Below are 25,577 nucleotides of genomic sequence, written 5' to 3' on the forward strand. Positions count from 1 at the left end.
GCTTCCTGTAATAAACGCTGTGAGAATGCTAGCGAAGTCCGTCGGTGGAAGATAGAGCGGAAATGAAAACGGCAGGCCGTTCGGCCTGCCGTGAGAGCGACGCCGCAGCATCGCCTGAAAAGAAGGTGGAGCCTAACTCAACGTTGCGCCCGATGCTTGATAACGTTGCAGAGCAAACGATTATCGGTTGGTGGACGGCAGGCTCCGTTTGGTGCGTCATTCAGTTTTTATGAGCTCTGCCGCCGTAGCGGGGCAATCATAAACAGGAGAATGAGCCACGCAGTGATATTAGCAAACTTCGTGCCAAAAAAGAAATAGCATTCTTTTCAGAGGGTTGCCAGGTTATTTCTCGCTGGCTGTTGCCTGAAGCGCCGCCGCGCGCGCCCTTCTGTCGCTAAAACCCAACACTTCAATACCCTGGATATTAATCGTTGATTTATCATCAGGATAAATGTCTCCTTTTAGAGACAGCAGAGAGAGGCATCTGTCGCCATTTGCCAACAGACATAAAAAAGGAGACATCGCTGTCTCCTTTTGTCTTGTCGCTCCGGGCGGATTTAGCCCAGCTGTTTACGCGCGTTGCGGAAGATGCGCATCCACGGGCTATCCTCGCCCCACTCGGCCGGATGCCAGGAGTTGCTCACCGTACGGAAAACGCGCTCCGGGTGCGGCATCATGATGGTCACGCGGCCGCTTTCGTTGGTCACCGCCGTAATGCCGTTAGGCGAGCCGTTCGGGTTAGCCGGGTAGGTTTCGGTCACCTTGCCGTAGTTATCGACAAAGCGCAGCGCAACCAGTCCTTTGGACTCCAGAGCCGCCAGATGCGCGCCGTCGCGTACTTCCACAAAACCTTCGCCGTGAGAGACCGCAATCGGCATATGCGAGCCAGCCATGCCGTCCAGCAGCAGCGACGGGCTAGCGGCCACTTCCACCAGGCTGAAGCGCGCTTCGAAACGCTCCGACTGGTTGCGCACGAAGCGCGGCCAGAGTTCGCTACCCGGGATCAGCTCGCGCAGGTTCGACATCATCTGACAGCCGTTGCAGACGCCCAGCGCCAGCGTCTGAGGACGATGGAAGAAGTTCTCGAACGTATCGCGCACGCGGTTGTTGAACAGAATGGATTTCGCCCAGCCTTCGCCGGCGCCCAGCACGTCGCCGTAGGAGAAACCGCCGCACGCCACCAGCGCCTGGAACTCGTCCAGACCACGACGTCCCGCCAGCAGATCGCTCATATGGACGTCAACCGCCGTAAAGCCTGCGCGATGGAACGCCGCCGCCATTTCGACGTGGGAGTTGACGCCCTGCTCGCGCAGCACCGCAACGCGCGGACGCGCGCCGGTGGCGATCATTGGCGCGGCGACATCCTCTTCCGGATTAAAGGTCAGATGAACGTTGAGGCCAGGATCGTTGTCGTCTTTACGCGCTTCATGCTCCTGATCGGCGCAGATCGGGTTATCGCGCAGGCGCTGCATCTGCCAGCTGGTTTCGCCCCACCAGGTACGCAGCGTGGTGCGGCTTTCGCTGTAGACCGCGCTGTCGCCGGAGCGAATCACAAAGCGGTCACCGCGCTGCGCGCGGCCGATAACATGACTGCACGCTGCCAGTCCCTGCTCCGCCAGCACCTTTTCCACCGCCGCGCGATCTTCGGCCTTAATCTGAATCACGGCGCCCAGCTCTTCGGTAAAGAGCGCGGCCAGCGCGTCTCTGCCCAGTGCGGCGATATCGACCTCGACGCCGCAGTGGCCGGTAAAGGCCATTTCCGCCAGCGTGACCAGCAGGCCGCCGTCTGAACGATCGTGGTAGGCCAGCAGCTTCTGCTGCGCCACCAGCGCCTGAATCGCGTTAAAGAAGCCCGCCAGCTGCTGCGCATCGCGCACGTCGGCCGGCTTGTCGCCCAGCTGACGATAGACCTGCGAGAGCGCGGTGGCGCCCAGCGTATTGGCGCCGTTGCCGAGATCGATCAGCAGCAGCAGGTTTTCGCCGTCCGCCTGCAGCTCTGGCGTGACGGTGCGGCGCACATCTTCCACGCGGGCGAAGGCGGTGATCACCAGCGACAGCGGCGAAGTCATTTCGCGCTGCTCGATGCCTTCCTGCCAGCGGGTTTTCATCGACATCGAGTCTTTACCGACCGGAATTGTGATGCCGAGCGCAGGACAGAGCGCTTCGCCTACCGCCTTGACCGCTTCGTAGAGGCCGGCATCTTCGCCAGGGTGGCCTGCCGCCGCCATCCAGTTAGCGGAGAGCTTCACGCGCTTGAGATCGCCAATCTGCGTCGCCGCCAGGTTGGTCAGTGCTTCACCCACAGCCAGACGGCCGGAGGCGGCGAAATCGAGCAGCGCAACCGGCGCGCGCTCGCCCAGCGCGAAGGCCTCGCCGTGATAGCTGTCGAGGCTGGCGGTGGTGACCGCGCAGTTCGCCACCGGAATCTGCCACGGACCGACCATCTGGTCGCGCGCCACCATACCGGTGACGGTACGGTCGCCGATGGTGACGAGGAAGGTTTTCTCCGCCACGGTCGGCAGGTGCAGCACGCGGTTTACCGCGTCGCTAAGGGTAATACCGTCGCGCAGCAGCGGCTCGCCTTTGGCCTGCTGCGTGGCCACGTCGCGCGTCATCTTCGGCGTTTTGCCCAGCAGCACGTCTAGCGGCATATCGATAGGCGTGTTGTCGAAGTGGCTGTCGCTCAGGCTCAGGTGTTGCTCTTCGGTCGCTTCGCCGATCACCGCGTAAGGCGCTCGCTCGCGCTGGCAGAGCGCATCGAACTGCGCCAGCTTCTCCGGCGCCACCGCCAGCACGTAACGCTCCTGCGACTCGTTGCACCACACTTCCAGCGGGCTCATGCCCGGCTCATCGTTCAGGATGTCGCGCAGGTTGAAACGACCGCCGCGGCCGCCGTCGCTCACCAGCTCCGGCATGGCGTTGGAGAGGCCGCCCGCGCCCACGTCGTGAATAAACAGAATCGGGTTCTCTTCGCCCATCTGCCAGCAGCGGTCGATCACCTCCTGACAGCGGCGCTCCATTTCCGGGTTGTCGCGCTGTACGGAAGCGAAATCGAGATCGGCGTCGGACTGGCCTGACGCCATGGAAGAGGCCGCGCCGCCGCCCAGACCGATATTCATCGCCGGGCCGCCCAGCACGATCAGTTTCGCGCCCAGGGTAATCTCGCCTTTCTGCACGTGATCGGCGCGGATGTTGCCGATGCCGCCCGCCAGCATGATCGGCTTATGGTAGCCGCGCAGTTCGACGCCGTTATGGCTGTTGACCCGCTCTTCATAGGTGCGGAAGTAGCCGTTCAGCGCCGGACGCCCAAATTCGTTATTGAACGCCGCGCCGCCCAGCGGGCCTTCGGTCATGATGTCCAGCGCGCTGACGATGCGCTCCGGCTTGCCGAAATCCTCTTCCCAGGGCTGTTCAAAGCCGGGAATACGCAGGTTCGACACCGAGAAACCGACCAGGCCGGCTTTCGGCTTCGCGCCGCGTCCGGTCGCGCCTTCGTCGCGGATCTCGCCGCCGGAGCCGGTCGCGGCGCCGGGCCACGGCGAGATCGCCGTAGGATGGTTATGGGTTTCTACCTTCATCAGGATATGCGCCGCCTCCTGATGGTACTCATACTCGCCTTTTTGCGCGTCGGCGTAAAAGCGTCCCACTTCCGAGCCTTCCATTACCGCCGCGTTGTCTTTGTAGGCTGACAGCACGTGGTCCGGCGTGGTCTCGAAGGTGTTTTTAATCATTTTAAACAGCGATTTCGGCTGTTTTTCGCCGTCAATAATCCAGTCGGCGTTGAAAATTTTATGACGGCAATGCTCAGAGTTGGCCTGCGCGAACATATAGAGTTCGATGTCGTTGGGGTTGCGCCCGAGGCGCTGGAAAGCCGCCAGCAGATAGTCGATTTCGTCGTCCGCCAGCGCCAGCCCCAGCGTGCGGTTCGCCTCTTCCAGCGCCTGACGGCCGTTATTCAGCACGTCGACGCTTTTCAACGGCTGTGGCTCGTGATGCGCGAACAGCGCTTCCGCCTGCGACAGATCGCTGAAAACCGTCTCCATCATGCGATCGTGTAGCAGCGCCTGAAGCGTCTGCCACTGCGCGTCGGTAAGCTGCGGCGCCTGCACGTAGAAGGCCAGACCGCGCTCCAGGCGGCGCACCTGCGGCAGATCGCAGTTGTGCGCGATATCAGTCGCTTTGGAAGACCAGGGCGAGATGGTGCCGGGACGCGGCGTCACCAGCAGCAGGCGGCCTTGCGGCGCATGTTCGGCGAGAGAAGGACCGTATTTCAGCAGGCGCTGGAGGCGCGCTTTTTCATCAGCGTTCAGCGGTGCGCTGACATCGGCAAAATGGACGTACTCGGCGTAAATGTCACTCACCGGCAGGTGAGCGTCCTGAAAGCGGGTCAGCAGTTTGTTTACACGAAATGCCGACAGGGCGGGCGAACCACGCAGAATTTCCATCATTTAATCTCTCGTCAGAGCGCCGTGCGACGCTTCAAGGGGCACAACAGCAGAAAACGGGCGGTATTATAGAGAAACACCCCGCTCGACGAAACCGTTTGCGCATAATTTCTCTGCCTGCGGAATTGCCTGAATTTTGCGCAAAATCTGCTTTATAAGTTGCTCTACGCTGCCGAGTTGCGCAAAATGCCCCTCGCTCTGGGAGTTCAAAAAAGATCAATACTGCCTTTAAAAGACAGAGGCCTTAGAGCCAGCGAGAGACAACTATTTGAAACGCCTAAAATTAAACTATCTGCTGATCGGTCTCGTCACCCTGCTGCTGGCGATGGCGTTATGGCCATCGATCCCGTGGTACGGCAACGGACAGGATGCGATTTCGCAGATAAAATCACGGGGAGTGCTGCGTATCAGTACCATCAACTCCCCGCTGACTTACTACACCATCAATAAAGCCCCGGCCGGCATGGATTACGAGCTGGCGAAGCGCTTTGCCGACTATCTGGGCGTTAAGCTCAAGGTCACGGTGCGCCCAAACCTCAGCGATCTGTTTGACGATCTCGACGACGGCAAGGCGGACCTGCTGGCGGCGGGGCTGATTTACAACGATGAAAGGCTGGCGCGCTATAAAACCGGGCCGAGCTACTACTCCGTGTCCCAGCAGCTGGTCTATCGCGTCGATAAGCCGCGCCCGAAAAATCTCGGCGATCTCAAAGGCGAGCTCAGGGTCGCTTCCGGCTCCGCCTATCTGTCGTCGCTGAAAACGGCGCGCGATAAGCAGTATCCCGATCTTAACTGGGTCATCTCCACCGATCAGGCGCCGAAAGCGCTGCTGGAGGCAGTTGCCGACGGCAAGCTTGACTACACCATTGGCGATTCCGTCACCATCGCCCTGCTGCAGCGCATCCATCCGCAGCTGGCGGTGGCGTTCGACGTCACGGATGAAGAGCCGGTCACCTGGTATGTGCCGCACAGCGACGACAGCAGCCTGAACGCCGCGATGCTCGACTTCTTTAACTCGATGGGTGAAGAAGGCGTGATGGCGCGCCTGGAGGAGAAGTATCTCGGCCACGTCGGCACCTTCGACTATGTCGATACCCGCACCTTCCTGCGCGCCATCGACGTGACGCTGCCGGAGATCAAACCGCTGTTTGAGAAGTATGCGGCCAGCATCGACTGGCGACTGCTGGCGGCGATCTCCTATCAGGAGTCGCACTGGAATCCGCTGGCGACCTCCCCGACCGGCGTGCGCGGCATGATGATGCTGACGCGCAACACCGCCGACAGCCTGAACGTCGAGGATCGAACCGACACCGAGCAGAGCATTCGCGGCGGCAGCCTCTATCTACAGCGCATGATGGAAAAGGTGCCCGCCACCATTCCCGAAGATGAGCGCATCTGGTTCGCGCTGGCGGCCTACAACATGGGCTATGCCCATATGCTGGATGCGCGCAAGCTCACGGCGAAACAGGGCGGCAACCCCGACAGCTGGGCCGACGTCAAGCTGCGGCTGCCGATGCTGAGCCAGAAACGCTACTATGCGCAGACCACTTACGGCTATGCGCGCGGTCACGAAGCCTATAACTACGTCGAGAACATCCGTAAGTATCAGCTGAGCCTGGTGGGATATTTGCAGGAGCAGGAGAAGCGCCTGGCCCAGCAGGCGGCGCAAGAAGCGGAGCTGGGCAGCGGCTATCCGGCGGTGGCGCCGGAAATCGCCATGAACTAGGTAACGTGTGAAGCGCGGCGTCGACGCCGCGTTAGTCCGTTCCGCGCTGCGCCTGACGCAGCGCTTTTTTTTGCTCGCGCCGCATGCGGAAAAAGTCGCTTAGCATCGCCGCGCACTCCTCCGCCAGCACGCCGCTCTGCAGCACCACCTGATGATTCATGCCGGGATGGCCGAGCACGTCCATAAGCGAACCCGCCGCGCCGGTTTTCTCATCGCTGGCGCCGTAGACCAGCCGTGCGATGCGGCTGTGCACCATCGCGCCGGCGCACATCACGCAGGGCTCCAGCGTCACGTAGAGCGTGGTATCCAGCAGGCGATAATTCTCCAGCACCTTGCCGCCCTGACGCAGCGCCATCATTTCGGCGTGCGCGGTCGGGTCGTGCTGGCCGATGGGCCGGTTCCACCCTTCGCCGATAATGCGATCGCCCTGCACCAGCACCGCGCCGACCGGCACTTCGCCCTGTTCCCAGGCGATGCGCGCCAGCCGCAGCGCATGGCGCATCCAGTATTCGTCTTGAGATTGATTCACGCAGGCTCACTCCCGGCAGCAGCAAAGCGGCGCATTATAGCGATCCCGCGCGCAGAATCGAAGATGCAACCCTACTCCAGCTGCTGAAGTTCGCCGCGCGGCGTGACGCGCCAGCGGTGCTGGCAGAAAAAGAGCAGCGGGTTATCCTGCTTACTGTCGCTGTAGCCGCTATAGAGCTGCAGCGGCGTGCCGATCTGCTCTTCGAGCTGGACCACCTTTTCATGGCCGAGGCAGCGCATCGCCAGTACGCGACCGCCGAAGCCGCGCCGCATCTGGCTGGCGATCAGTTTGACGCGCGGCAGGAACGCCGAGTCGAAGTAGACCTGCTCTACCAGCGGCTGCGGCGAACCGGTTATCAGCCAGACGTCGGCATCATCGCTACCCAGATAGTCGGTCAGGCGCTGCTGCACCACCGGAAACGCGGTCACCCGCTGGCGAAACCACTGCGCAAAGGCCGCTTCGCGCCGCAGCAGCGTGCGCTCCGAGCGGCCAAAGGTAATCGACCAGAGCAGCAGGCTCATCGGCCAGCGCGCCGCGCGCCCTTTAATCAGCAGCCCCAGCCCGACCACCGGCAACAGCGGTACCACCAGCAGCAAATTGAGCGGCTGACGCCAGAGCAAATAGCGCATGAAGGTGCCGAACATATCCTGCTGATGCAATGTGCCGTCCAGATCGAAAAACACTACGCGACGTTGTGTACCCTTGGTCAAAAAACGCTCCTTTCTGATTTGTTCGCCCTATGGTTCCTTATTGTAGCCATCAACCGCGGCAGCGGCGAAAAGGGCTATTTTTAATTCCAGTGGCTACAATGCCAGATGAATAGTTTATTCTTCAGCAGAGAGAGGCATCTTACGGCAGGCTACTTAAACGAGGACCAGGCATGAGCTCATTGCTGCGCATTCGTCAGCTCTATCCGCGTCTGGCGCTAAACGAGCGTCGGCTGGCGGACTTTCTGTTGTCACAGCCGGATCGGGCGCGCCATCTCAGCTCGCAGAAGCTGGCTGAAGAGTCGGGCGTTAGCCAGTCGAGCGTGGTGAAATTCGCGCAAAAGCTGGGCTATAAGGGCTTTCCGGCGCTCAAGCTGGCGCTGAGCGAGTCGCTGGCGGATCGCGACGCCATTACCGTACATAACCATATTCTCAGCGACGACTCGCTGAAAACCGTGGGCGAGAAGCTGCTGACCGAGAAGCTCTCCGCGATTCGCGCCACGCTCGATATCAACAGCGAAGAGAAGCTGAACGCGACGCTGCACCTGCTGAAAAATGCCCAGCGCATCGTGCTGGTAGGCATCGGCGCGTCAGGGCTGGTGGCGAAGGACTTTTCCTGGAAGCTGATGAAGATCGGCATTAATGCGGTGGCGGAGCAGGATATGCACGCGCTGCTCTCCAGCGTGCAGGCGATGCGTCCAGGCGACGTGCTGCTGGCAATCTCCTATACCGGCGAGCGTAAAGAGATCAATCTGGCGGCGCAGGAAGCCGCGCAAATCGGCGCGTACGTGCTGGCGTTTACCGGCTTTACGCCCAACAGCCTGCAGCAGACCGCGACGCACTGTCTCTATACCGTAGCGGAAGAACAGAGCACGCGCAGCGCCGCCATCTCGTCGACCACGGCGCAGCTGGCGCTCACCGACCTGTTGTTTATGGCGCTGGTGCAGAACGATCCAGAGCGCGCCGCCAGCCATATCCGTCACAGCGAAGCGCTGGTGAAAAAGCTGAACTAGGCGGCGAACACGAGTATAATGGCGCCGTTTTTAGCTGATCAGGTGAAATCATGGCGCTGCTGATTACCGCCAAATGCATTAACTGCGATATGTGCGAACCCGAATGCCCTAACCAGGCGATTACGCTCGGCGCGGCGATCTACGAGATCGACGCCAGCCGCTGCACAGAGTGCGTCGGGCACTACGATGCGCCGACCTGCCAGAGCGTCTGCCCTATCGATAACACCATTATTATCGATCCACAGCACATCGAATCGCGCGATGCGCTGTGGGAGAAGTTTGTGGTGCTGCACCACTAGTTTTCGATAATCACCGTTGCGCAGGCGTAGTGACGCTCATCCGCCAGCGTGACGTGAACCTGCCTGACGCCCAGCTTTTCCGCCACTTCGCTGGCGTGGTTGAAAAAGCGCAGTCCGGGCTTGCCCAGCTCATCGTTGTAAACTTCAAACTGATTGAACGCCAGACCGCCGCGAATGCCGGTGCCGAAGGCTTTGGCCGCCGCTTCCTTGACGGCGAAGCGCTTAGCCAGAAAGCGCACCGGCTGCTGATGACGCTGATATTGCTGCCACTCGGCTTCGCTCAGCACGCGCCGCGCCAGACGGTCGCCGGAGCGCTCAATCACGCCGGCGATACGCTCGATTTCGACGATGTCGGTGCCCAGTCCGAGAATAGCCATTAACGACGCGCTTCCCGCATCAGCAGCTTCATCTCTTTTACCGCGTCGGCCAGGCCGCTGAACAGCGCGCGGCCGATAATGGCGTGGCCGATATTCAGCTCGTGCATCTCCGGCAGCGCGGCAATCGGCTGGACGTTATGGTAGGTCAGACCGTGGCCGGCGTTGACCTTGAGGCCCAGGCTGGCGGCAAAGGTGGCGGCGTGACGGATGCGCGCCAGCTCGGCCTCGCGCGGCAATCCTTCCGGCGCCTCGGCGTAGGCGCCGGTATGAATTTCGATATAGGGCGCGCCGCTGGCGACCGCCGCCTCAATCTGGCGATGGTCGGGGTCGATAAACAGCGAAACCTGGATGCCCGCGTCGCTCAGCTGCTTCACCGCCGCGTTGATTTTTTCCTGCTGCCCCGCCACGTCGAGGCCGCCTTCGGTGGTGACCTCTTCACGCTTCTCCGGCACCAGACAGACGAAGTGCGGCTGGATATCGCAGGCGATGCCCACCATCTCGTCGGTAACCGCCATCTCCAGGTTCATGCGCGTCTGGATGGTGTCGCGCAGAATACGCACGTCGCGATCGGTGATATGGCGGCGATCTTCGCGCAGATGCACGGTAATGCCTTCCGCGCCCGCCTGCTCGGCGACGAAAGCCGCCTGAACCGGATCGGGATAGTGGGTGCCGCGCGCGTTACGTACCGTGGCGATATGATCGATGTTGACCCCTAACAGCAACTCAGCCATGACAATCCTCAGCTTAACTATGTCGAAAAATCAGAGTGTACCGCGGCGCGCGGCGCAGGCACAGCGCTACGGGCTGGCGGCATCGGGCCGCTTTTTCGGCACGAACTGGCGAAACAGCTCGGTGCTCTTTAAGGGCTTGCCGCCCAGGTAGGGTTTCAGCGCGATGCGGGTAAAGCGCTTGGCGGCGCGCAGCGTATCGGCATCGGGAAAATCGCGTTCCCACAGCGCGCGCAGCTGGCGGCCGGTGAAGCTGCGCTGGCCAGCGACCAGACTGGCGATAAAGCCCTTCTCTTCGCGGTAGCTGTAGGTCATGTTGTCGGCGACCGGCTCGCCGCTGCCGGCGCAGTGCAGAAAGTCGACGCCGTAGCCGAGATGGCCGAGCAGCGCCAGCTCAAAACGACGCAGCGCCGGTTCCGGCGAGCTGTTGGCCGCCGCCAGCGTTTGCAGACAGTTCAGATAGTCGAAGAAGAGTTCAGAGAAGGGAAATTCCTGCTCCAGCACGCGCGACACCAGCTCGTTAACGTAGAGGCCGCAGTAGAGCGTAATGCCGCTGAGCGGCAGCGCCAGCGATACCGCTTCGGCTTTGGTCAGGGTTTTGACCTCGCCGCGCCCGGTCCAGCGCACCAGCAGCGGCGTGAAGGGCTGCAGCGTGCCTTTCAGCTGCGAGCGGCGCGCACGCGCGCCTTTCGCCAGCACCCTGACGCGCCCGTGGCTTTCGCTGAAGAGATCGAGCAGCAGGCTGGTTTCGCTGTAAGGGCGACTATGCAGCACAAAGGCGCGTTGCCAGCCTTCCATAGGATCAGAGGTCGTCTACGTAGCCCAGGCTGCGCAGCGCACGTTCGTCGTCGGCCCAGCCCGATTTCACTTTGACCCAGAGTTCGAGATGCACTTTGGCTTCGAACATCTCTTCCATATCTTTACGCGCTTCAATGCCGATGGTTTTGATTTTGGCGCCTTTGTTGCCGATCACCATCTTCTTCTGTCCTTCGCGCTCGACAAGGATCAGGCCGTTGATATCGTAGCCGCCGCGATCGTTCGCCACGAACTGCTCGATTTCCACGGTTACGGAGTACGGCAGCTCGGCGCCGAGGAAGCGCATCAGCTTCTCGCGGATAATTTCTGACGCCATAAAGCGCTGCGAGCGGTCGGTGATGTAATCTTCCGGGAAGTGGTGGTCCGCCTGCGGCAGACGCTTGCGCACGATCGCCGCAATCGTATCGACGTTTTTTCCGCTTTCGGCGGAGATCGGCACGATGTCGAGGAAGTTCATCTGCTGGCTGAGGAACTGCAGATGCGGCAGCAGGATGCTTTTATCCTGAATGTTGTCCACTTTGTTGATGGCCAGCACTACCGGCACTTTGTTGTCGCGCAGCTTGTTAAGCACCATCTCGTCGTCCGGTGTCCAGCGCGTGCCTTCGACCACGAAGATCACCAGCTCGACGTCGCCGATAGAGCTGCTGGCCGCGCGGTTCATCAGGCGGTTAATGGCGCGCTTCTCTTCCATGTGCAGCCCGGGCGTGTCCACGTAGATGGCCTGGTATTCGTCTTCGGTGTGAATGCCCATAATGCGGTGACGCGTGGTTTGCGGCTTACGCGAGGTGATCGACACCTTCTGCCCCAGCAGCTGGTTCAGTAAGGTGGATTTGCCGACGTTGGGTCGGCCGACAATCGCGACAAAGCCGCAATAGGTATTCTGTTCGCTCATTCGAGTCCTGACTTTTTCAGCGCCTGTTCAGGCGCCGGGATGTTGCTATTCGAGACCAAGCTTAATTAGCGCCTGTTCGGCAGCAGCCTGTTCTGCTTTACGGCGGCTGGAGCCTACGCCCACCACCGGTTCAGCCATGCCACTCACCTGACAGTGAATGGTGAATTCCTGATCGTGGGCTTCGCCACGCACCTGCACCACCAGATAGGACGGCAGCGGCAGATGACGCCCCTGCAGATACTCCTGCAGACGGGTTTTCGGATCTTTTTGCTTGTCGCCCGGGCTAATCTGCTCGAGGCGCGACTGATACCAGTCAAGGATCAGCTTTTCCACCGTCTGGATATTGCTGTCGAGGAAGATGCCGCCGATCAGCGCCTCCACCGTATCCGCAAGGATGGATTCACGGCGAAATCCGCCGCTTTTCAGTTCGCCCGGCCCCAGGCGCAAACATTCGCCGAGGTCAAACTCTCGCGCCATCTCCGCCAGCGTGTTGCCACGCACCAGCGTCGCGCGCATGCGGCTCATATCGCCCTCGTCGACGCGAGGAAAGCGATGATAGAGCGCATTGGCGATCACATAGCTGAGAATGGAATCGCCAAGAAATTCGAGACGCTCGTTGTGCTTACTGCTGGCGCTGCGGTGCGTTAGCGCCTGTTGCAAGAGTTCCGGATGAGTAAAAGTGTAGCCCAGTTTGCGCTGAAGCTTATTAATGAGGATGGGGTTCATGCGATTCCAGTTCTTTTGTGCGTCTGTGACTCTGCATACGAAACAGGGCTGGCTTTCCAACGCATTCTGTTTAGTGTGCAGTGGCCCCCCGCAGGAGGCCAACCGTTTTGCCCGTTTATCCGGGCCAGATGACTCAGTGAATGCCGCCGATACGACTCAGGCGTACGCCCGTCGGCCACTGACCTTCCTGCTTATCGAAGCTCATCCAGATGGCGACCGCTTTGCCGACCAGATTGCGTTCCGGGACAAAGCCCCAGTAGCGGCTGTCGGCGCTGTTGTCGCGGTTATCGCCCATCATGAAATATTGCCCCTGCGGCACGATCCAGGTCGCCTGCGGCTGGCCCGGCTGCTGATAATACATGCTCGCCTGACTCTGCGCTTCGTTTACCAGCAAAATATCGTGCGTGACGTTGCCCAGCGTCTCTTTACGGGTACCGAGACGCAGTCCGCCGCGCATGGTTTCGCCCTGCGGCACCTGATAGAACCCGTTGCCCGCTTCATTGCCGTCAAAACCGCTGAAGGTCTGAATAAAGTCGCTCGGCTCTATATTGGTGTAGGTGATCGGCAGCGCGCTGGCGCAGCGCTGGCCGGCGGCGCAGTTCGGGCTAACGGTCAGGGTTTTGCTGTAGGGATCGAACACCACTTTGTCGCCCGGCAGGCCGATCACGCGCTTGATGTAGTCCAGGCTCGGATCTTTCGGGTATTTAAATACCGCGATATCGCCGCGCTGCGGATGACCGGTCGGGATCAGCGTCGTCTGGGTGATGGGATCTTTGATGCCGTAGGAAAACTTCTCCACCAGAATAAAATCGCCGATCAGCAGCGTCGGCATCATGGAGCCGGACGGGATCTGGAATGGCTCATAGATAAACGAGCGCACCACGAACACCACCAGCAGCACCGGGAAGACCGACGCGGCGGTCTCTACCCAGCCAGGCTGCCCGTTGACTTTCGCCAGCGTTTTCTCGTCGAGGGTATGACCGGCCGCAGCCTGCGCTTCCGCTCGTTTAGCCCGGCGCGCCGGCGCCCATTTAACGCGATCGATACACCAGATAATGCCGGTAATCAGCGTTGCTAGCGCCAGAACCAGGGCGAACATATTAGCCATTGGGGATCCTTATTTGCTGTCCTTGCCGACATGCAGAATAGCGAGGAAGGCTTCCTGCGGCAGCTCAACGTTGCCGACCTGCTTCATGCGCTTCTTGCCATCTTTCTGCTTCTGCAACAGTTTCTTCTTACGGCTGACGTCGCCGCCGTAGCATTTGGCCAGCACGTTTTTACGCAGCTGCTTCACGGTTGAGCGAGCAATGATGTGGGTGCCGATCGCCGCCTGAATCGCAATGTCGAACTGCTGACGCGGGATGAGCTCTTTCATCTTCTCAACCAGCTCGCGGCCGCGATACTGCGAATTGTCGCGGTGGGTAATCAGCGCCAGCGCATCGACGCGCTCGGCGTTGATCAGCACGTCCACGCGCACCATGTCGGAAGCCTGGAAACGTTTAAAGTTGTAGTCCAGCGAGGCGTAACCGCGCGAGGTCGACTTCAGACGGTCGAAGAAGTCGAGCACCACTTCCGCCATCGGAATGTCATAGGTCAGCGCGACCTGGTTGCCGTGGTAGACCATGTTGGTCTGCACGCCGCGCTTCTCGATGCAGAGCGTGATGACGTTGCCCAGATACTCCTGCGGCAGCAGCATATGACACTCGGCGATCGGCTCGCGCAGCTCTTCGATATTGTTCAGCGGCGGCAGCTTAGAGGGGCTGTCGACGTAGACGATTTCGCCGCTGGTGGTCTCCACTTCGTACACCACGGTCGGCGCGGTGGTGATCAGATCGAGATCGTATTCGCGCTCCAGACGCTCCTGAATGATCTCCATATGCAGCAGACCCAGGAAGCCGCAGCGGAAGCCGAAGCCGAGCGCGGTAGAACTTTCCGGCTCATAAAACAGCGAGGCGTCGTTCAGGCTCAGCTTGCCGAGCGCGTCGCGGAAGGCTTCGTAGTCGTCAGAGCTAACCGGGAACAGGCCAGCATAGACCTGCGGCTTCACTTTTTTGAAGCCTGGCAGCGCTTTATCCGCCGGATTGCGCGACAGCGTCAGGGTATCGCCCACCGGCGCGCCAAGGATATCTTTGATGGCGCAGACCAGCCAGCCCACTTCGCCGCAGTTCAGCTGCGTGCGGTCAACCTGCTTCGGCGTGAAGATGCCGAGGCGATCGGCGTTGTACACCTGGCCGGTGCTCATCACTTTGACTTTGTCGCCTTTGCGCAGCGTGCCGTTTTTCACGCGGATCAGTGAGACCACGCCAAGGTAGTTATCGAACCAGGAGTCGATAATCAGCGCCTGCAGCGGGCCTTCCGGATCGCCTTCCGGCGGCGGAATATCGCGCACCAGACGCTCCAGCACTTCCGGCACGCCGACGCCGGTTTTCGCCGAACAGCGCACCGCATCGGTGGCGTCAATGCCGACGATATCTTCAATCTCCTGCGCCGCGCGTTCCGGATCGGCGGCAGGCAGATCGATTTTATTCAGTACCGGCACAACTTCCAGATCCATCTCAATCGCGGTGTAGCAGTTCGCCAGGGTCTGCGCTTCTACGCCCTGTCCTGCATCCACCACCAGCAGCGCGCCTTCGCAGGCCGCCAGCGAGCGCGACACTTCATAGGAGAAGTCGACGTGCCCTGGGGTATCGATGAAATTGAGCTGGTAAGTTTCGCCGTCGAGCGCTTTATAATCGAGCGTCACGCTCTGCGCTTTGATAGTAATGCCGCGCTCACGCTCCAGGTCCATCGAGTCGAGAACCTGCGCCGCCATCTCGCGATCGGTCAGGCCGCCACAGATTTGAATCAGGCGGTCAGAGAGCGTCGATTTACCATGGTCAATGTGCGCGATGATGGAGAAGTTTCTTATGTGCTTCATTTATATGAATATCTTCACGTAGAAAAACAGTTGAGAACCTGAGCACAGACACATTCAGGAAGATCGCTCTTTACCTACAATCCTGTCAGCCTCATTAATGACGACGCATATTACACTGTTAAGGCCGCGCATAAAAGAATGGAACGTTGCGGAATCACAACACTTTTTGGCGAGAAACAGGCGCTAAAAGGCCGCGATATACGCGGCCTGCAGAGGATTAGGCTTCGCTTTCCACCCGCAGGGCGTCAGGCGGAAGCGCCACGCTCAGAATGACGGGCTGAAAAGCGGCGCGATCGCCGACTTTCAGCGACACGCCTTTGGCGACGATAAAGCCGCCGATGCCGCCAAGCAGCGCGCCGCAGGCCGCCGCCAGATCGCTGTGAAACAGCGCCTGGAACAGGCCCGCCAGCAGAAACAGCCCAAACAGCGGCGTCATATAGACCAGCAGCGCCGAACCGAGCAGGCTGCTCTCTTTGATGCCGAGTTCGATGCGCTGACCGGGATGAAGCGGCGTCGCGCTGGCGATTTCCATCACGTGAGCGTCTTTCGGTCCCAGTTTGTTCAGCATGTGGCTGCCGCAGCCTTTACGCGCCGAGCAGCTGTTGCAGGAGGTTTTCGCCTCCGTATGCAGCGTGGCGATGCCGTCACGCCATGCCACCACCGTGGCCCACTCTCTCATCATCGTTGCGACCCCAAATCAATACTGTCCGCTATGCGTTTTGCCGTGGCAGGCGGCAGTTCGCCCACCACGGTGATTTCGCTATTATTGCGCACTTCGGTCTGCACCGTGCGACGTCCTGTGCGCAATGTCTGCGTGACGCTGCTTTTGTCGGCCGGAGTAATATTGATGGCGAAGCTGAACAGGCCGTCGCTGTACAGACGCGATTCAACGGTTTTATTCATCGCCGGAATATCGCGTCGGCTCTGCGACACCAGCTTCATGCCCGCCGGCACCCAGGCTGGCTGCCAGCTGAGCTTGACCTTCTCGCCTTCCGGCACCGAGAGCGACGGCGGCAGATTGGCCTTTTGCAGCCCCTGCATAAGATTGCGCACGCCTTCGTCGACCGCGAAGCTAATCACGCGGAACTGCTCCAGCGTTTCGCCGTCGCGATCCAGCAGATCGATGCGCAGCGGCAGTTTGGTGTCCACATCGAGCCACACCACATAGCTGTAGCGCGTGCCGTCGCGCGAGACGATACGGATCACCTCGCACAGCTGATCGGCAATGCGCGAACGCCCTACCGGGATAAAATCCCACGCGCTGGCGAGCTGAGTGAAATCAGCGAAGATAGGCGACGGCAAGGCGTCGATAATGTTTTGACCGGGCAGAGAGAAAGGATCGAGGCCGGGTTCGAAATAGCTGATATCGCCGCCGCGCTGAATGACCTCGCGGCGCGGGCCGTCCATCTGCAGCAGCTGCGCATAGACGCGATTATCGATCACCGCGTGACGATAACGCAGCGACTCGATGCCGATGCGCGAGACGTTGATATAAGCAAATTCGTAGTTGAGATTCTGGCTTGCCTGCTCCATCTGCTGTAACAACGCCCCGGACGCAGATGTCTGCGCCGGGGCGGTAGATGACCAAAGCAGGCTGCCTGCCAGCAGGCTAACGGCGCACCAAAGCTGCTTCATTACTGCTGTTGCGTACCTAAGGACTGGTTGCCGGGAACGTTCGCCTGCGCCTGCTGCGGCGCGTTGGTTTCGAACTGCAGACGATCGGAATGCAGACGGCGCTGCAGTTCGTAGTCCTGCAGCATCGCGTTAACGCGACGGCGCTGCTCCTGAACCTGCTGGCTGGAGCCGCTGGTGTCGAAGGCGTCAGACGGCACGCCCAGGCTGACCGGCGAAGCCTTGCCCATCATCGGCAGCGTGTTGAACACCGGCGAATCAGACGGTTCTGCAGTGATGCCGCTCGGCTGGTTGTAGTGCTGTACGCCCACGATAACCGCCAGCGATACGCACGCCGCTACGCCAACCTGAGTCAGCTGCGCCGCCCAGGGACGCATTTTGCGCCAGAAAGGCATCGTCGCAACGCTGGCCGGTTCAGGCTGAGATTCGACGATCAGCGGCGTCAACTTACGAGCCGGCTCTTGTTCAAGGGCCGCCGCAACGCGCGCGGAGATATCGAAGTGCAGCACATCGCCTACATCACCGCGCATGGTGTCGCGGATAAGATGATAGCTAGTCCAGCGCTGTTGCAGCTCTGCATCCTGAGATAGTGCTGACAGCAGCGCGTTATCGAGCGCCTCGCCATCCATCAAAGCGGAAAGTTGTTCTTTCTGCATGCCTAAGTACCCTTCCAGTAGCCGTTATCACTGACGTTGGATAAGCGGTTGAACTTTATTATCAATGGCCTCTCGCGCACGGAAGATACGTGAACGCACCGTACCGACCGGGCAATCCATGATGGCGGCGATCTCTTCGTAGCTCAGTCCGTCCAGCTCCCTGAGCGTGATTGCCATACGCAAATCTTCAGGGAGTGCCTCAATGGTGCGAAAGACGATTTGTTTCAGTTCATCTGACAACATTAAGTTCTCAGGGTTCGAAATTTCTTTTAACGCGCCAGCACTTTCGAAATTTTCCGCATCGATCGCATCCACATCGCTGGATGGCGGGCGACGCCCCTGAGCAACCAGATAATTTTTTGCGGTATTGACCGCGATACGATAAAGCCAGGTGTAGAACGCGCTGTCGCCGCGAAAGGATTCCAGCGCGCGATACGCTTTGATAAAGGACTCCTGCACGACATCAGGCACGTCTCCCGACGGGACGTAGCGGGAAACCAGGCTCGCCACTTTATGCTGGTAGCGAATAACCAGGAGGTTAAATGATTTCTGATCTCCCTTCTGCACCCGCTCTACGAGTACCTGATCCGTTAACTGCTCGCTCATCCGAGGTAATGTCTCCCCAAATACTTTTAAATGCGTAAAGGAACTGCCAGCACATCTTCATGGTTCTGAGCAAGCATGCGCTTAGAGTGGTGGTGCGGCAAAAAGTTCACTTAACGCGCTGATGATGACTCTTCCGGAGGCGCTGTCATTTGTTTTTCATTCTCAAGACAGTGTAATCCAGACTGCGGCTATCAACGCAGAATCGCAGGCAGAGTACCTTATGACAGAGGCTTTTTCATCTTTAAATCCTGTCTATGCGCCAGGTTTTATATAAAAAACGCGCCTCCGATGCACTTTTATGTAATCTGTTGTTTTTACGCTTATCTGCCGGTTAACTGATCTGACAGGGCAGGCTGTGCGTTTAAAATACTTCACAACCCTGCGCGAAACGCCTATGCTCAAGCCACCCTTGTTTAGTAAATTAAACACCATGGCACACTCATTCTCTCCAGATTATCAGTGCGATGTTTTGATTATCGGCAGCGGCGCGGCGGGTTTATCGCTGGCGCTGCGGCTGGCGGCGCATTACGAGGTGCTGGTACTGAGCAAAGCGCAGGTCAGCGAAGGCTCGACCTTTTATGCCCAGGGCGGCATCGCCGCAGTGTTTGATGAGAGCGACAGCATCGAGTCGCATGTGGAAGATACGCTGATCGCCGGCGCCGGCCTGTGCGAGCGCGAGGCGGTCTCGTTCGTCGCCAGCAACGCGCGTCACTGCGTGCAGTGGCTGATTGACAACGGCGTCGCCTTCGATCGCGATCCGCAGGCAGCGGGCGATATGCCTTATCATCTGACGCGCGAAGGCGGCCACAGTCATCGGCGCATCCTTCACAGCGCCGATGCCACCGGGCGCGCCGTCGAAACTACGCTGGTGAGCCAGGCGCTGAGTCATCCCCGCATTCATATTCTCGAGCGCAGCAACGCGGTCGATCTGATCCTGTCGGACAAACTGGGCCTGCCCGGTCCGCGCCGCGCCGTCGGCGCCTGGATCTGGAACCGCAACCGCGAGCGGGTAGAAACCTGCAGCGCTCGCGCGGTGGTGCTGGCGACCGGCGGCGCGGCGAAAGTTTATCAGTACACCACTAATCCCGACGTCGCGTCCGGCGACGGCATCGCCATGGCGTGGCGCGCCGGCTGTCGCGTCGCCAATCTGGAATTCAACCAGTTCCATCCAACCTCGCTGTTTCATCCTGACGCGCGCAGCTTTCTGCTGACCGAAGCGCTGCGCGGCGAAGGCGCCTGGCTGCTGCGGCCTGACGGCAGCCGTTTTATGCCCGACTTCGACGCGCGCGCCGAACTGGCGCCGCGCGATATCGTGGCGCGCGCCATCGATCACGAAATGAAGCGGCTCGGCGTCGACTGCGTCTATCTGGACATCAGCCACCAGCCGCCGGAATTCATCCGCGCCCATTTTCCGACGATTTATGAAAAATTGCTGACCTTCGGCTTCGACCTGACGCGGGATCGTATTCCCATCGTGCCCGCCGCGCACTACACCTGCGGCGGCGTGATGGTAGACGCGCGCGGCCGCACGGACGTCGACGGGATCTACGCTATCGGCGAAGTGAGCTATACCGGGCTGCACGGCGCAAACCGCATGGCCTCTAACTCCCTGCTGGAGTGTCTGGTCTACGGCTGGTCGGCTGCCGAGGATTTGATTCAGACGCTGCCGCAAAAAGCCGCGCCCGACAGCCTGCCGGCCTGGGATGAAAGCCGCGTAGACGATGCGGACGAGCGCGTGGTGATCCAGCATAACTGGCACGAGCTGCGGCTATTTATGTGGGATTACATGGGGATTGTACGCACCACGCGCAGGCTGGAGCGCGCGCTGCGTCGCATTAACCTGCTGCAGCAGGAGATCGACGAGTACTACGCGCATTTTCGTCTCTCCAGCGATCTGCTGGAGCTGCGCAACCTGACGCAGGTGGCCGAACTTATGGTGCGCTGCGCGCTAGCGCGCAAAGAGAGCCGCGGGCTCCATTTTACCCGCGACTATCCCGATATGCTGCCCGATGCGAAGCCGACGATCCTGACGCCCTGTTACATAAAGAGGTAAAAGTCGCGGGTCAGGCTGCACCAGGCTTCCGAATAGTGCGTATCCTGATTGCGGATCGCCATGCGCTCCAGCAGCGTTTCGCCCGCGCTAGGAGAAAAACCGAGCAGCACGCGATGCGGCGGACGATGCGCATATTCCGCCACGTCGATACGAAAACGCAGATGCCAGCCCGATTCTTGCGCCAGCGTCATCATGGTTTGCCCTACCGTTTCCGGCAGCACGACGCAGAAGAAGCCCTCTTCGTCGATCAAACGTGCCGCGTAACGCAGCAGGCTGGCGTGATCCAGCGTCGCCGTCGAGCGAGCCGCGTCGCGCGCCGGCGTGGCGCAGGCGACATCGGGCGGATAATAGGGCGGATTGCTGACGATCAGCGAATAGCGCTGGCCGCAGCTGTCGGCGAAAGCGGCGATATCCTGCTGATGGACGCGAATGCGCGCCGCCCACGGCGACTGCGCCGCATTCTCCTGCGCCTGCTGCGCGGCGGCAACATCCAGCTCAACCGCGTCGATAAGCACCGTATCAGAGGTACGCTGCGCCAGCATCAGGGCGATAAGCCCGCTGCCGCTGCCGATATCGAGCACCCGGCGCGCGTTAGCGACCGGCGCCCAGGCGCCCAGCAGAATGGCGTCGGTGCCGACTTTCATGGCGCAGCGGTCGTGCGCCACGAAAAATTGTTTGAAGGTGAAACCGTTTCTTTTTAACACCGGCCGCACATGCGGCTTTTCCTGCGTCATACTCTGCAACCATTACCTTTTTTCCTGCCGTGCGGCAGCGCTTCAGTGTAACGTGACGGCGTGAGGAATACACGTAATGGGCTGGCCGGCGCGGATTAACAGATGAAGATTGCGTGCGATCTGTCTATAATCAGCGCCCCAAACTGAGGTAGACCATGACAGTAACCACATTCTCCGAACTCGAACTCGACGAAAGCCTGCTGGAAGCCCTGCAGGATAAAGGCTTTACGCGCCCCACCGCCATTCAGGCCGAGGCGATCCCGCCCGCGCTGGAGGGCCGCGACGTTCTGGGTTCGGCGCCTACCGGCACCGGGAAAACCGCCGCGTACCTGTTGCCGGTACTGCAGCACCTGCTCGATTTTCCGCGCAAGAAATCGGGGCCGCCGCGCATCCTGATCCTGACCCCTACGCGGGAACTGGCGATGCAGGTCGCCGATCACGCGCGCGAGCTGGCGAAACATACCCATCTCGATATCGCGACCATTACCGGCGGCGTGGCGTATATGAACCACGCGGAAGTGTTCAGCGAGAACCAGGATGTGGTCGTGGCGACCACCGGACGTCTGCTTCAGTATATTAAAGAAGAGAACTTCGACTGCCGCGCCGTCGAGACGCTAATCCTCGACGAGGCGGACCGCATGCTGGATCTGGGCTTCGCGCAGGATATCGAAACCATTGCGGGCGAAACCCGCTGGCGTAAGCAGACCATGCTCTTCTCCGCGACGCTGGAAGGCGATGCGATTAAAGATTTTGCCGAGCGTCTGCTGAACGATCCGGTTGAAGTCGAAGCCGATCCCAGCCGTCGCGAGCGTAAAAAGATCCAGCAGTGGTACTACCGCGCCGACGATCTGGAGCATAAAACCAAACTGCTGATCCACCTGCTGAAGCAGCCTGACGCCACGCGCTCTATCGTCTTCGTGCGCAAGCGCGAGCGTCTGCATGAGCTGGTGCAGTGGCTGCACGATGCGGGGATCCGCTGCTGCTATCTGGAAGGGGAAATGGTGCAGGCTAAACGCACCGAGGCGATCAAACGCATTACCGACGGTCGCGTCAACGTGCTGGTGGCGACCGATGTCGCCGCGCGCGGCATCGATATCGAAGATGTCAGCCACGTCATCAACTACGATATGCCGCGCACCGCCGATACCTATCTGCACCGTATCGGCCGTACCGCGCGCGCCGGACGTAAAGGCACCGCGCTATCGCTGGTGGAAGCGCACGATCATCTGCTGCTGGGCAAAATCAGCCGCTATTTGAATGAGCCGCTGAAACCGCGCGTGATCGACGAGCTGCGTCCGGTAACGCGCGCGCCAAGCGCCAAAACCACCGGAAAAACGTCGAAAAAGGCGCTGGCGAAACGCAAAGAGAAAAAAGAGAGCGAAGCGGAAAAACCGCGCGTGAAGAAACGTCATCGCGACGCCAAAAACGTGGGCAAGCGCCGCAAACCAAGCGCTGCCGCGCCAGCCAGCGGCGATGCGGAATAAATCAGCATCGTTATAAAAAAATCGCCTCGAATGAGGCGATTTTTTTTAGTTAAGCGCGCAAAACAACGATTATTCCCTTCGGACAAAGGCTAATAGCCAAAGCTCCGGATTATTATCACGCCGCCAGCGCTGAAAAAGTTAAATATTAACTATTTTCAATAACCTGCCATTAACAATATGGTGGGCGCTTTTTCTACACGCGCCCAAAGTTGCCAGATTACAGGCTTTCGGTAAAAGTACGGGTAATGACGTCACGCTGCTGTTCCGGCGTCAGGGCGTTGAAGCGCACCGCGTAGCCTGAAACGCGAATCGTCAGCTGTGGATACTTCTCCGGATGTTTAACCGCATCTTCCAGCGTTTCACGGCGCAGCACGTTAACGTTCAGGTGCTGGCCGCCTTCGATGCGTACCTGCGGTTTCATTTCCATCGGCACTTCGCGATATGCGAATTCACCCAGTTCGCTCACGGCGACAACCTGATCTTCTTCGTAACCCCCTTTCGCGCACAGGCAGCGTGCTTCCGCTTTTTCGTCGTCGATCAGCCAGAAAGAGTGCATTAAATCGGGATTATTGGTTTGAGTAATTTGAATGCCAGTGATCATAATCAGTTCTCCAGAACATGGCGCTATCCTGCTCAGCGCGGTGAGTAAATCAAATTATCGCCTTGATATAACACCCGCTTCTTGCAGAGGTTTTGACTTCGGTCAATTTTCACAGCCACGCTTTTCACTGCTAATTTCAATTAATTGATTCAGATAAATTTTTAACTAAAAAATATTTTGTAAATTTCAAATATTTTTTACCTTCAACCTGGTGCGGCGAACCGTTAAGCTAACGGCATCGATCTATAAGGGAGCAGACCATGACGGATAAACTGACCTGGCACGACGTGCTGGCCGAAGAGAAAGAGAAGCCCTACTTTACCGAAACCCTGAAACTGGTGGCGAACGAACGGGCGGCTGGCGTGACGGTTTATCCGCCGCAGAAAGATGTCTTCAATGCGTTTCGCCTCACTGAGCTGAGTGATGTCAAAGTGGTGATTCTCGGCCAGGATCCCTATCACGGCCCGAATCAGGCGCACGGTCTGGCCTTCTCGGTGCTGCCCGGGGTGCCAGTGCCCCCCTCTTTACAGAATATGTATAAAGAGCTGGAGCAGGAGTTTCCCGACTTTACGCGTCCACAGCACGGCTTTCTCGAAAGCTGGGCGAAACAGGGCGTGATGCTGCTGAATACGGTGTTGACCGTGGAAGCGGGCAAGGCGCATTCTCATGCGCGCTTCGGCTGGGAAACCTTTACCGATAACGTTATTGCCGCGATTAATGAACATCGCGAAGGCGTGGTGTTTTTGCTCTGGGGATCGCACGCGCAGAAGAAAGGCAGCATTATCGACCGGCAGCGCCATCATGTGTTACAGGCGCCCCATCCGTCGCCGCTTTCCGCCCATCGCGGCTTCTTTGGCTGCGGCCATTTCGCGCAGGCCAACGACCTGCTGACGCAGGCGGGCGAGCAGCCCATCGACTGGATGCCGCAGCTGCCCGCCAGCTGAGCCGCAAATAAAAACGGCCGCATCACCGTGCGGCCGTCTGACGTGCGTTGACTGCTTAGCTTTTCGCTTTCGCGACCGCAACCATCGCCGGACGCAGCAGGCGACCGTTCAGAGTATAGCCGCGCTGCATCACCATCATCACATGGTTAGGCGCCACGTCATCTGACTCCATCATCGACATCGCCTGATGGATTTCCGGGTTGAACGGCACGTTGGTGTCGCCGACCACTTCAACGCCGAATTTGCGCACGGCGCCTAGCAGCGATTTCAGGGTCAGTTCGATCCCTTCAATCATCGATGCCAGCTCCGGGTTCTCTTTGTCTGCGACTTCCAGCGCGCGCTCAAGGCTGTCGATAACCGGCAGCAGCTCGTTGGCGAATTTTTCCAGCGCGAATTTATGCGCTTTCTCAACGTCAATTTCGGTGCGACGGCGGATATTTTCCACTTCCGCCTGCGCGCGCAGCTGAGCGTCGCGTACGCCGGTCTGCAACTGAGCCAGTTCAGCTTCCAGCTGCGCAATACGCTCATCACGCGGATCCACCTCTACTGCCGTCTCCGCTTCCTGAGGTTGCTGCTGATCCTGTTGAATTTCGTCTGAGACTTGCTCGTTTGGGGTGTTCTGTTCTTTACTACTCATGAATTTCTCCGCGTTTTGCACATTCATCTCGCCAGTCCGCTTATTATGGGGATCGGTTTGACGGTTTCAAGGGAACCCATCACATTGCCTTGCCGTTTTGGCTTATGAGGAAAGACCCACCAAATGAACAAACACTTTAACTGCATTGGTATTGTAGGCCATCCGCGTCACCCTACCGCTCTCACCACGCATGAGATGCTGTGGCGCTGGCTGACGTCCAAAGGTTATCAAGTGATTATTGAGAAGCAGATCGCGCAGGAGCTCAACCTTCAGGATGCCCAGACCGGCACGCTGGCGGAGATTGGACAGCAGGCGGACCTTGCCGTGGTGGTCGGCGGCGACGGCAATATGCTCGGCGCGGCGCGCGTGCTGGCGCGCTACGACATCAAGGTGATCGGCATTAACCGCGGCAACCTCGGCTTTCTCACCGACCTCGATCCCGACAACGCGCAGCAGCAGCTGGACGAGGTGCTGCAGGGGAATTATTTCGTTGAAAGCCGCTTTCTGCTCGAGGCGCGCGTCTGCAAAGATGAGTGTTCGCCGCGCCTCGGCCTGGCGATCAATGAGGTGGTGCTGCACCCTGGCAAAGTGGCGCACATGATCGAATTCGAGGTCTATATCGACGAGGTGTTCGCCTTCTCTCAGCGTTCTGACGGCCTGATTATCTCTACGCCGACCGGCTCGACCGCCTATTCGCTGTCGGCGGGCGGCCCGATTTTAACCCCTTCGCTCGACGCCATCGCGCTCGTGCCGATGTTCCCGCATACCCTGTCGGCGCGGCCGCTGGTGATCAACAGCAGCAGCACTATCCGGCTGCGCTTTTCGTCGCGCCGCAGCGATCTCGAGATTAGCTGCGACAGCCAGATCGCCCTGCCGATTCAGGAAGGAGAAGATGTGTTGATCCGCCGCAGCGAGAACCATCTGAACCTGATCCACCCTAAAAACTACAGCTATTTCAATACGCTAAGCTCAAAACTAGGCTGGTCGAAAAAATTGTTCTAATTTCAGCGCGCCCTCTTTACTGGATAAAAAACCAGTTTATACTGTACGAAAAA

The 25,577-nt window shown here is 59.3% G+C and carries 25 protein-coding genes; 7 read left to right on the plus strand and 18 right to left on the minus strand.

What is annotated here, in order from left to right; genetic code table 11:
* Nucleotides 1-342 precede the first annotated feature (342 nt).
* On the minus strand, nt 343-522 hold the full coding sequence (locus JS46_RS18120; RefSeq protein WP_033753979.1) for a hypothetical protein: 180 nt from the start codon (nt 520-522) through the stop codon (nt 343-345).
* Nucleotides 523-557: 35 nt separating this feature from the next.
* The gene (gene purL / locus JS46_RS18125) at nt 558-4,448 is read right to left on the minus strand and encodes a phosphoribosylformylglycinamidine synthase (RefSeq protein WP_033753981.1); all 3,891 of its coding nucleotides are present in this window, start codon (nt 4,446-4,448) and stop codon (nt 558-560) included.
* A gap of 265 nt (nt 4,449-4,713) precedes the next feature.
* Between purL and mltF the strand changes: the two genes are divergently transcribed.
* Nucleotides 4,714-6,171 carry a membrane-bound lytic murein transglycosylase MltF gene (gene mltF / locus JS46_RS18130; RefSeq protein ID WP_033753984.1) on the plus strand — a complete coding sequence of 486 codons (1,458 nt, stop codon included), beginning with the start codon at nt 4,714-4,716 and terminating at the stop codon, nt 6,169-6,171.
* Between the two features lie 31 nt (nt 6,172-6,202).
* On the opposite strand, the gene tadA is transcribed toward mltF, so the two are convergent.
* Together tadA and yfhb are read right to left on the minus strand one after the other, a co-directional pair.
* Nucleotides 6,203-6,700 (minus strand): tRNA adenosine(34) deaminase TadA, encoded by a 498-nt coding sequence (gene tadA, locus JS46_RS18135; protein ID WP_072010459.1) that lies wholly within the window; start codon nt 6,698-6,700, stop codon nt 6,203-6,205.
* A 71-nt stretch (nt 6,701-6,771) separates the two neighbouring features.
* The gene (gene yfhb, locus JS46_RS18140; RefSeq protein WP_033753991.1) at nt 6,772-7,410 is read right to left on the minus strand and encodes a phosphatidylglycerophosphatase C; all 639 of its coding nucleotides are present in this window, start codon (nt 7,408-7,410) and stop codon (nt 6,772-6,774) included.
* Between the two features lie 170 nt (nt 7,411-7,580).
* Between yfhb and JS46_RS18145 the strand changes: the two genes are divergently transcribed.
* On the plus strand, nt 7,581-8,420 hold the full coding sequence (locus tag JS46_RS18145) for a MurR/RpiR family transcriptional regulator (protein ID WP_033753994.1): 840 nt from the start codon (nt 7,581-7,583) through the stop codon (nt 8,418-8,420).
* Nucleotides 8,421-8,470: 50 nt separating this feature from the next.
* Complete coding sequence (locus JS46_RS18150) at nt 8,471-8,719, plus strand: YfhL family 4Fe-4S dicluster ferredoxin (RefSeq protein ID WP_033753997.1); 249 nt, start codon at nt 8,471-8,473, stop codon at nt 8,717-8,719.
* Here the strand turns inward: JS46_RS18150 and acpS are convergent.
* From acpS to rpoE, 11 genes are all read right to left on the minus strand, one after another.
* A complete protein-coding gene (gene acpS, locus JS46_RS18155) occupies nt 8,716-9,096 on the minus strand; it encodes a holo-ACP synthase (RefSeq protein WP_033754000.1) in 381 nt (126 codons plus the stop codon). The genes JS46_RS18150 and acpS overlap by 4 nt on opposite strands.
* Nucleotides 9,096-9,827, minus strand: a complete 732-nt coding sequence (pdxJ, locus tag JS46_RS18160) for a pyridoxine 5'-phosphate synthase (protein ID WP_033754003.1) — start codon at nt 9,825-9,827, stop codon at nt 9,096-9,098. Before pdxJ ends, acpS begins: the two co-directional genes overlap by 1 nt.
* A 66-nt stretch (nt 9,828-9,893) precedes the next feature.
* Nucleotides 9,894-10,622, minus strand: a complete 729-nt coding sequence (gene recO, locus JS46_RS18165; protein WP_033754006.1) for a DNA repair protein RecO — start codon at nt 10,620-10,622, stop codon at nt 9,894-9,896.
* Between the two features lie 4 nt (nt 10,623-10,626).
* On the minus strand, nt 10,627-11,532 hold the full coding sequence (era, locus tag JS46_RS18170; protein WP_033754009.1) for a GTPase Era: 906 nt from the start codon (nt 11,530-11,532) through the stop codon (nt 10,627-10,629).
* Nucleotides 11,533-11,577: 45 nt separating this feature from the next.
* Nucleotides 11,578-12,258: a ribonuclease III gene (rnc, locus tag JS46_RS18175; protein WP_033754012.1), complete on the minus strand. Its 681-nt coding sequence runs from the start codon at nt 12,256-12,258 to the stop codon at nt 11,578-11,580.
* Between the two features lie 133 nt (nt 12,259-12,391).
* Nucleotides 12,392-13,366 (minus strand): signal peptidase I, encoded by a 975-nt coding sequence (lepB, locus tag JS46_RS18180; protein WP_033754015.1) that lies wholly within the window; start codon nt 13,364-13,366, stop codon nt 12,392-12,394.
* 9 nt (nt 13,367-13,375) lie between these two features.
* On the minus strand, nt 13,376-15,175 hold the full coding sequence (lepA, locus tag JS46_RS18185) for a translation elongation factor 4 (RefSeq protein ID WP_033754017.1): 1,800 nt from the start codon (nt 15,173-15,175) through the stop codon (nt 13,376-13,378).
* Between the two features lie 217 nt (nt 15,176-15,392).
* The gene (gene rseC / locus JS46_RS18190) at nt 15,393-15,857 is read right to left on the minus strand and encodes a SoxR-reducing system protein RseC (protein ID WP_033754020.1); all 465 of its coding nucleotides are present in this window, start codon (nt 15,855-15,857) and stop codon (nt 15,393-15,395) included.
* Nucleotides 15,854-16,810 carry a sigma-E factor regulatory protein RseB gene (gene rseB, locus JS46_RS18195; RefSeq protein WP_033754023.1) on the minus strand — a complete coding sequence of 319 codons (957 nt, stop codon included), beginning with the start codon at nt 16,808-16,810 and terminating at the stop codon, nt 15,854-15,856. Before rseB ends, rseC begins: the two co-directional genes overlap by 4 nt.
* A complete protein-coding gene (gene rseA, locus JS46_RS18200; protein ID WP_033754027.1) occupies nt 16,810-17,463 on the minus strand; it encodes an anti-sigma-E factor RseA in 654 nt (217 codons plus the stop codon). The genes rseB and rseA overlap by 1 nt, the downstream gene beginning before the upstream one ends.
* 27 nt (nt 17,464-17,490) lie before the next feature.
* Nucleotides 17,491-18,069: an RNA polymerase sigma factor RpoE gene (rpoE, locus tag JS46_RS18205; RefSeq protein ID WP_010617748.1), complete on the minus strand. Its 579-nt coding sequence runs from the start codon at nt 18,067-18,069 to the stop codon at nt 17,491-17,493.
* Between the two features lie 394 nt (nt 18,070-18,463).
* On the opposite strand from rpoE, the gene nadB reads away from it, so the two are divergent.
* Nucleotides 18,464-20,122: an L-aspartate oxidase gene (gene nadB / locus JS46_RS18210; protein ID WP_033754163.1), complete on the plus strand. Its 1,659-nt coding sequence runs from the start codon at nt 18,464-18,466 to the stop codon at nt 20,120-20,122.
* Here the strand turns inward: nadB and JS46_RS18215 are convergent.
* The gene (locus JS46_RS18215) at nt 20,107-20,856 is read right to left on the minus strand and encodes a tRNA1(Val) (adenine(37)-N6)-methyltransferase (protein ID WP_033754032.1); all 750 of its coding nucleotides are present in this window, start codon (nt 20,854-20,856) and stop codon (nt 20,107-20,109) included. The genes nadB and JS46_RS18215 overlap by 16 nt on opposite strands.
* A 155-nt stretch (nt 20,857-21,011) precedes the next feature.
* Between JS46_RS18215 and srmB the strand changes: the two genes are divergently transcribed.
* Nucleotides 21,012-22,340 (plus strand): ATP-dependent RNA helicase SrmB, encoded by a 1,329-nt coding sequence (gene srmB / locus JS46_RS18220; protein WP_033754035.1) that lies wholly within the window; start codon nt 21,012-21,014, stop codon nt 22,338-22,340.
* Between the two features lie 217 nt (nt 22,341-22,557).
* Here srmB and grcA read toward each other — a convergent pair whose 3' ends face one another.
* Nucleotides 22,558-22,941, minus strand: a complete 384-nt coding sequence (gene grcA, locus JS46_RS18225; protein WP_033754038.1) for an autonomous glycyl radical cofactor GrcA — start codon at nt 22,939-22,941, stop codon at nt 22,558-22,560.
* A 260-nt stretch (nt 22,942-23,201) separates the two neighbouring features.
* On the opposite strand from grcA, the gene ung reads away from it, so the two are divergent.
* Complete coding sequence (gene ung, locus JS46_RS18230) at nt 23,202-23,885, plus strand: uracil-DNA glycosylase (RefSeq protein ID WP_033754039.1); 684 nt, start codon at nt 23,202-23,204, stop codon at nt 23,883-23,885.
* A gap of 55 nt (nt 23,886-23,940) precedes the next feature.
* Here ung and grpE read toward each other — a convergent pair whose 3' ends face one another.
* A complete protein-coding gene (gene grpE, locus JS46_RS18235; RefSeq protein ID WP_033754166.1) occupies nt 23,941-24,522 on the minus strand; it encodes a nucleotide exchange factor GrpE in 582 nt (193 codons plus the stop codon).
* Nucleotides 24,523-24,645: 123 nt separating this feature from the next.
* Between grpE and nadK the strand changes: the two genes are divergently transcribed.
* The gene (nadK, locus tag JS46_RS18240; protein ID WP_033754042.1) at nt 24,646-25,524 is read left to right on the plus strand and encodes an NAD(+) kinase; all 879 of its coding nucleotides are present in this window, start codon (nt 24,646-24,648) and stop codon (nt 25,522-25,524) included.
* The last annotated feature ends 53 nt before the right edge of the window (nt 25,525-25,577 follow it).

The organism is Pantoea sp. NGS-ED-1003 (genome assembly GCF_000738765.1).
Classification (GTDB): Bacteria; Pseudomonadota; Gammaproteobacteria; order Enterobacterales; family Enterobacteriaceae; genus Pantoea; species Pantoea septica.

Coding starts and splice junctions, on each gene's coding strand:
- JS46_RS18150 (WP_033753997.1), top strand. CDS start 8,471: ATGGCGCTGCTGATTACCGCCAAATGCATTAACTGCGATATGTGCGAA.
- srmB (WP_033754035.1), top strand. CDS start 21,012: ATGACAGTAACCACATTCTCCGAACTCGAACTCGACGAAAGCCTGCTG.
- nadK (WP_033754042.1), top strand. CDS start 24,646: ATGAACAAACACTTTAACTGCATTGGTATTGTAGGCCATCCGCGTCAC.
- JS46_RS18215 (WP_033754032.1), bottom strand. CDS start 20,856: ATGACGCAGGAAAAGCCGCATGTGCGGCCGGTGTTAAAAAGAAACGGT.
- era (WP_033754009.1), bottom strand. CDS start 11,532: ATGAGCGAACAGAATACCTATTGCGGCTTTGTCGCGATTGTCGGCCGA.
- JS46_RS18145 (WP_033753994.1), top strand. CDS start 7,581: ATGAGCTCATTGCTGCGCATTCGTCAGCTCTATCCGCGTCTGGCGCTA.
- pdxJ (WP_033754003.1), bottom strand. CDS start 9,827: ATGGCTGAGTTGCTGTTAGGGGTCAACATCGATCATATCGCCACGGTA.
- rseA (WP_033754027.1), bottom strand. CDS start 17,463: ATGCAGAAAGAACAACTTTCCGCTTTGATGGATGGCGAGGCGCTCGAT.
- grpE (WP_033754166.1), bottom strand. CDS start 24,522: ATGAGTAGTAAAGAACAGAACACCCCAAACGAGCAAGTCTCAGACGAA.
- recO (WP_033754006.1), bottom strand. CDS start 10,622: ATGGAAGGCTGGCAACGCGCCTTTGTGCTGCATAGTCGCCCTTACAGC.
- lepA (WP_033754017.1), bottom strand. CDS start 15,175: ATGAAGCACATAAGAAACTTCTCCATCATCGCGCACATTGACCATGGT.
- acpS (WP_033754000.1), bottom strand. CDS start 9,096: ATGGCTATTCTCGGACTGGGCACCGACATCGTCGAAATCGAGCGTATC.
- rpoE (WP_010617748.1), bottom strand. CDS start 18,069: ATGAGCGAGCAGTTAACGGATCAGGTACTCGTAGAGCGGGTGCAGAAG.
- nadB (WP_033754163.1), top strand. CDS start 18,464: ATGCTCAAGCCACCCTTGTTTAGTAAATTAAACACCATGGCACACTCA.
- grcA (WP_033754038.1), bottom strand. CDS start 22,941: ATGATCACTGGCATTCAAATTACTCAAACCAATAATCCCGATTTAATG.
- JS46_RS18120 (WP_033753979.1), bottom strand. CDS start 522: ATGTCTCCTTTTTTATGTCTGTTGGCAAATGGCGACAGATGCCTCTCT.
- rseC (WP_033754020.1), bottom strand. CDS start 15,857: ATGATGAGAGAGTGGGCCACGGTGGTGGCATGGCGTGACGGCATCGCC.
- lepB (WP_033754015.1), bottom strand. CDS start 13,366: ATGGCTAATATGTTCGCCCTGGTTCTGGCGCTAGCAACGCTGATTACC.
- rseB (WP_033754023.1), bottom strand. CDS start 16,810: ATGAAGCAGCTTTGGTGCGCCGTTAGCCTGCTGGCAGGCAGCCTGCTT.
- purL (WP_033753981.1), bottom strand. CDS start 4,448: ATGATGGAAATTCTGCGTGGTTCGCCCGCCCTGTCGGCATTTCGTGTA.
- ung (WP_033754039.1), top strand. CDS start 23,202: ATGACGGATAAACTGACCTGGCACGACGTGCTGGCCGAAGAGAAAGAG.
- rnc (WP_033754012.1), bottom strand. CDS start 12,258: ATGAACCCCATCCTCATTAATAAGCTTCAGCGCAAACTGGGCTACACT.